Raw genomic sequence first — 6161 nt, 5'->3', positions numbered from 1 at the left:
TTAACCAGAGGTAATTATCAATTATCCATTATCAATTATCAATTAATGAACTCCCCAATCCAACGGATGTACTATCTGACTTGCGTAGCCCCATATATGAGAATTTACTGCAGTTTTTCTACTCTCTAGTTATTTGGTATTAACAAGTAATTTGGAAATAATTATATTCATGTTAATTTAGTAGTATGTCTACAAAAATGAGATTATTTTACTCTAACTGAAAAACAGACTAATGTAGTTAAAAAATAATAAATGAAGGCACAAAACCTATGTCTGATAAGAAAAAATTACCTAAATCCATACGCTACTTTCGAGCCAGATTTAGTCATTTAACAAAGCCCTTAGTTTGGGGACCAATTGGTGTTGCTTCTCTAGTACTATTATTTGCTTGGGAATTATCAGTGCATCCAGAATGGTTAACCATTGAAGATGATGATTTAGTATCAAACGGCAATACTATCACTGAAAATCTATCTCCTGAAGAAGTGTCTATTATGAGCGATATTGGCAATTCCTCAGTTTTAATGGAAGAGTTAAAAAATGCTCAACAACTTCAAATTAATCCTGTACCAAATTTCCAGGAAAATTTATTTGATAGATCCCAAAGAGAAACTAAAAATACATCTGCTAGGCAAAACAATCTGACAAAACCTGAAGAAGATTTAGCTAATCCACTGCCCAAAATTAATATTTACGAGAGAGCGCAAACTAATACTTTGCCTTCTACAAATCAACTGTCAAAGACACAATTATCTACTGCTCCCCTATTACGCAGTATGAATTTATTCGACCCAACCAACAAGGAAGAAAAAACAGAAAAACCTGTCAATGCGCTACAGAATGCTATGGATGAGTACCTGCGTTCTAAAAATCAATCTCAATCTCCCTCTAATTATCAGTCTCAAACAAATAATATTAACCTCTACCCCACTCAAATCAAGCCAAGGGATATTACACCTTCTTCCATTCTTAATAGATCGACATCTAATATTCTTAAATCTCAGGAAAGAAGGAATTCTAACCAGTCTTTACCACTTATAAATGCTAGTCCTCCAAAACCTTACTATACAGATTTATCAGGCGGAATAAATCAAACGAATAACCCAACCAATTTACCGGGATATAACTATTCTCAAAGACAACCTACTAATCTAAATCTTCCACCATTACCAGCAGTACCTAATAGTTTTGCGAATAATCAAAATGGGGTAAATAGAGTTAACAATTGGGGAGTAACTAACTATTACAACAATCAAGGATATCCGCAAAATCAACAACAGCGATATAGCTATGGAGTAAACCCTAATCAGGTAAATCAAAACTTACCACAAACTCCTTCAAACAATCCTTTTTCCAGGCGTAATAATAGTTTTTATAATCGCGGATATAGCCAGCGTTGGCATAATCCTTTTTAGGAATTAGAAATGATTAAAATATTTGAATTTGGGATAATTCAAATCACATATAGTATTTCTCAAATTTGTGAGATATATAAGTTTTATATTTGAGGGTATAGAGAATAGAAAAAAATACTGTACCTCATTAATAAGAGAACTGCTATATCACATACATAGGATATATTGCAAAATTTTTAGTTAAGAAAGGCAAGGGGCAATAGTTTTTTTTCAGGTTTGACAGGAGTGAAAGCTTTTACAGTATTCTGAGTTTTATAAGTGCATTAGTTTTCAAGGAGTGCAGCCTATTTATTGCATTTAATCAATCAATTATTCTCTTCGAAACCTTGATTATATATGCAGTCACCATTACTTTTAGAATATTCTCGCTCCTCTCAAATTTAGTCACACTAAGAATTTAACTTCTGACTTCTGACTTCGGTTATACTTACCCCTTAAAGCCGAGGATTTATTCAGAAATTACTACATAATTTTGATAATTTTAAGGATTATTTTGAGTAAATTTAATCAACTCATTTATAATACATGATGTTGGTAATAATGCTATGCGCTTACTTGTTAATACACTACAACTTTCCATAGTAACGGATAAAGCAGGGATAAGATTTTGCTCCAGTTGATAAATAATCGAATCTGCTAAATTATACTGGCGAATAAACTCTTTATCGGCTACATATCTAGAGTCATAAGCGGTTAGATCGAGTAACCAAAAATCAACCCCATAATTCTGAATAAAGTTATTAACTTCTTCTGGGTTAGAAGTATATTGAGCCTGAATTAAATCAATAGCTTTTTGACTAAATTGGCTATAATATTCTACATGATAAGGTAAACTGTATTCCTGTGCGACTAAGGTAGAACGTCGAGCAAAAGTAGGAATATTATTTGATTCTTTGGATATGGAAGCAATTAATGTATCTTTAGGTTGTGCTAATAAATATTCATACAATTCTATTTCCTTGCCTTTAACGTAGGATTGATTATCTATAGTTAGGTCTTGAGAAAAAGGAATAATACTTAATATTACTAATAATATAGTTGTACATCCGATAGATATTTTCTGTGGGAAAGTTAAACCATTTTCTAGCTGAGAAATAATTTGCTTCAAATAACTATCCAACCATATTATCAAGGCAATACCAGCAGCTATTGCCATCATCACTCGGATACTATGGTAAATATATCTGTTGGGAAAATGAAGCTGAAATAAAAAGATATGAGCCAGAAAAAATAATCCTAGTGATGCTATGAAAATTTGAACTAATATTCCTACTTTGTCAGAAACTTGTTTTGCTAGAGGAAATTTTTCTTTTCTGAGCAGAAAAGGTAATAGTAATGAAGCTATAGCTAGTGGTGAAAATAATCCTAAAAATAAGATACCACTCCTTGGTCCCGTGAGCCAAAAAACTAAGGGATTATGATGAAAAAAGAATGCTCTGCCATATTTACCATCAGCATAATTAAAAATAGGTTGTATTTTAGCTGCGGTAGTAGTAATAATTGGTCCGAATTCAGTAGCAGTTAATTTATATGGTAAAAGTATGATTCCAGCAGTTATTATTCCTCCTAACCAAAGCCAATAATTTAATTTAATTGAGGTAAATTTTAACCGCTTTTGATTATAGTCGAATAGTCGAATAGTTAGGATTGTTAGTGATAGTAAAACTGTGTGGGGATAAAAAACTGCTTGGAGAGCGATCGCTACCAAAACAGGAAATAAGGAACCTCGGAGTAAGTAATATAAGAAGGCTAAAAAAAGTGGATAAAAAAATGCTCTGGGAGTAGCAGAAACTAAGTCATCTTCCATCCATAAACTTTGGTTTAAAATCAATGAACTAAAAAATCCAACAGCGGGAATTGGCAGAATTTGTAAACTTACTCCAAAGCAGTAAATTGTAGAAATTAATCCCAGAAATATTGGTAATAATTTACCTAAAAAAATTGGGTCGATACCTAGGGATGTTATTAGCCAATAAAAAGTCTTATAACCCCAAGGTGCTACTGACTGAAAATAGTCAGCAATTAAGTCTTTCGGAAATAATTCCGTATCTAAAAAACGACGCATCCAAAATATATGTTGTCGTGCATCATCTTGGATTATATATTTAGTTTCAAAGGCTGCTTTCAGAGATTCAATACCATAAATTAATACAACTGCTATGCTTAAACCCAACCAAAATATCCTACTTCGATTTATTAAATTTTTATGTAATATAGATAAAAATCTAGTTATTTTTGCTTTGGATATTAAAGGATTTGGCATATTAGGTTTAAATTTAAAATAGCTGATTTAGTCAAAAATTAAGTAAGGCAGGCATTGATAAAACAGTTAGGATGGAGGTAGTAATTTCGCTTTAGTGCAAAAGATTTATATAGTCGCTAAAGCACAACTACAAACAAGTATTTTTTTACAAATATTTAGTTTGACTGATAACTGAAATGACATGATATAAGGTGGTTAAATAATTAATAATTATTAAAAAGAAGAGGATTGCTTAAAAAGAAAATTTGTTTTCTCCTTTAAAGGAGAGGCTTTAAACCTTTATTTTTCCGTAAATATTGCTTGAATTACCCTTAATTTTTAATTGCTGAAAATTTGTCTAGCTTACTATCTTGTCTAGCTTGAAAATGTGGGTAAATTTGAGTCAATGAAGACCTCTCCGCAAACCCCTCTTCTCCAAGGAAAGGGGAGAGATTTTACCCACAATTTTAGTCTGGATACGCGACTACTTTTGAATTATCAAAATAATTAAGTTTAAAGCCACATGATAAAAATAACTTCTAACTTATCAATTTTGACTTCTGAATTCTAAATTCTGAATTCTAAATTCTGAATTCTAAATTCATTACCTTGAGGCTCTTACTAACAATAATACTGCTACTCCAAGACCTATAAAATTCGGTAGCCATCCTGCCAAAAAAGGAGTCAAAATTTCTTTTTGTCCCATTGCTCCTGTAATAAATGAAAGTAAATAATAGCCGAAAATAATTATCACACTAATACCAAAGCTAGTACCTCGATTAGCCCTTCTTTGCGGTCTAATTCCTAAAGCTGCTCCTACTAAACCCATTACTACACACACAAATGGTAAAGCCAATTTTTGTTGAATTCTGACTTGGGTTTTCACGACTTTTCGATAATTTCCACTTAGTCGCATTAAGTCTAAATATTCATAAGATTGAACAATATTCATTTGTTTGTAAGTACGTCTCTTACCTGCTAAATCTAAAGGAGCAGTAGAAAGCTTTAATTTTTGATGGTCAAACTTGACAATATTACGATATGAACCATCTGGAGATACAAGATAAATTGTTCCATTAAACAAGTCCCAAATATTTTCTGCTGCATTCCAAGTTGCTGATTCAGAAGACACAATTTGCTCAACTCCATATTGGGAACGGTCCAAAATAGTTACGCCTTTCATATATTTACCATTAAACCTTTCGGCGTAGAATAAGCGGGTAAGTGTATCGTCTAGGCTACCATCTGGTTGCTTGACCTTCCCAAACTCTGGATAGAAAATATTTTTTTCTTTGAAAGGAGGATTTTCTTGCTCTAGAGTTTTTTCTAGGATGAGAGAGCCTTGATAGTTGGCACTAGGTACAATAACTTCATTGAGGGCAAAGCTAAAAGCAGTTACTGTCAGACTTAATATCACCGCAGGTATGACCATTCGATAGACACTAATGCCACAGCTACGGAGAGCAACTATCTCACTATTGCCAGACATCTGACTGTAAACCATGAGAGTAGCAAGTACCATTGCCATAGGGAATGCCAGGCCAATAAATTCTGGCATTTTGAGTAGAAATACTTGAATGGCAATAGAAACAGGTAGTCCAGATTCTGTCACTTTTCGGACTAACTCAAACATTGCCCCGACTGTTATGCCAATAGATGAAAATAATCCTACACCAAAGAGAAATGGCCCAATTAATTCTGTGATGATGTAGCGGTCCATGACTGAAATTTTTGGTTCCAATCTTTGGAGGAAAAATAAGGACTTTGAGATACTACGCTCCATATATTTCAGATTTAAGCTCAAGTACAATTCAGAATTGAAAGCCAACTTAGCTTTTAATTCTGCCCTGATGAAATAGATGTTTTAGGATATTATTCAAGGTTAGCTTAATCTCCATCGTAAAGTTATAAAACTGAGAAATTGCTGAGAGAAATTTGATTTTGGTTAATCGTATATTGGGGTAAAAACAGAAGCTGAAATCTTACCTAAATATCCTCAAACTTACTTTTCTCTTGGTTGATTGGATATGGTTAGGTAATATCAAATCCGGTAGTATCATTAGATAGTTAATCTAGGAGTCAGGAGTCAGGAGGAAAGAGTCAGGAGGAAAGAGAATTTAGAAACATTTGCTCTTGAATGAAGATGAAAATTTTTTTTATACCGAATTAAGCGGATTTGATATAACCCATCCATCCCATCCTTACGGAATGCTCCGCAAACGAGCCCTTTTTCAAATTTTTTAGTGGTAAATGGCAAAGCTTAACTGTTATATTTAAATGAGTAGGTGAAGTTCCCGCCGATTTTAAGCCTGTCGAGAGAATAAGGTTACAGATTGTGGTGAGTGGTTCTCAATGAAGCAGGAAGCTCGTCTCCAAAGCCCAACCACAGGTTAGATAAGTTTGGATAAGTTCAGTAGAACGGATGATTAATATATAGAACCCCTAAGCTTATCTTTATAAATATGCGCGTTAGCTAGGAGTTAGGAGACAGGAGACAGGAGTTC

Annotated in this window: 3 protein-coding genes; 1 reads left to right on the top strand and 2 read right to left on the bottom strand. The window is 33.3% G+C overall.

What is annotated here, in order from left to right:
- The first annotated feature begins 269 nt into the window (after positions 1-269).
- Positions 270-1415, top strand: coding sequence for a hypothetical protein (locus ACP6PL_RS15680; RefSeq protein WP_426546200.1), 1146 nt, complete (start codon positions 270-272; stop codon positions 1413-1415).
- A 481-nt stretch (positions 1416-1896) separates the two neighbouring features.
- On the opposite strand, the gene ACP6PL_RS15675 is transcribed toward ACP6PL_RS15680, so the two are convergent.
- Together ACP6PL_RS15675 and ACP6PL_RS15670 are read right to left on the bottom strand one after the other, a co-directional pair.
- On the bottom strand, positions 1897-3678 hold the full coding sequence (locus ACP6PL_RS15675) for a hypothetical protein (RefSeq protein WP_426546199.1): 1782 nt from the start codon (positions 3676-3678) through the stop codon (positions 1897-1899).
- A 583-nt stretch (positions 3679-4261) separates the two neighbouring features.
- Positions 4262-5440 (bottom strand): LptF/LptG family permease, encoded by a 1179-nt coding sequence (locus ACP6PL_RS15670; RefSeq protein ID WP_426546198.1) that lies wholly within the window; start codon positions 5438-5440, stop codon positions 4262-4264.
- Between the last annotated feature and the right edge of the window lie 721 nt (positions 5441-6161).

Source organism: Dapis purpurea BLCC-M126 (assembly GCF_050015975.1).
In the GTDB taxonomy this organism is placed as follows: domain Bacteria; phylum Cyanobacteriota; class Cyanobacteriia; order Cyanobacteriales; family Microcoleaceae; genus Trichodesmium.
The sequence above is the reverse complement of the archived record's forward strand: the minus strand, read 5'-3'. Positions and strand labels throughout refer to the sequence as shown.

Excerpts from the sequence above, each read along its gene's own strand:
- ACP6PL_RS15670 (WP_426546198.1), bottom strand. The coding sequence starts at position 5,440 with ATGGAGCGTAGTATCTCAAAGTCCTTATTTTTCCTCCAAAGATTGGAA.
- ACP6PL_RS15680 (WP_426546200.1), top strand. The coding sequence starts at position 270 with ATGTCTGATAAGAAAAAATTACCTAAATCCATACGCTACTTTCGAGCC.
- ACP6PL_RS15675 (WP_426546199.1), bottom strand. The coding sequence starts at position 3,678 with ATGCCAAATCCTTTAATATCCAAAGCAAAAATAACTAGATTTTTATCT.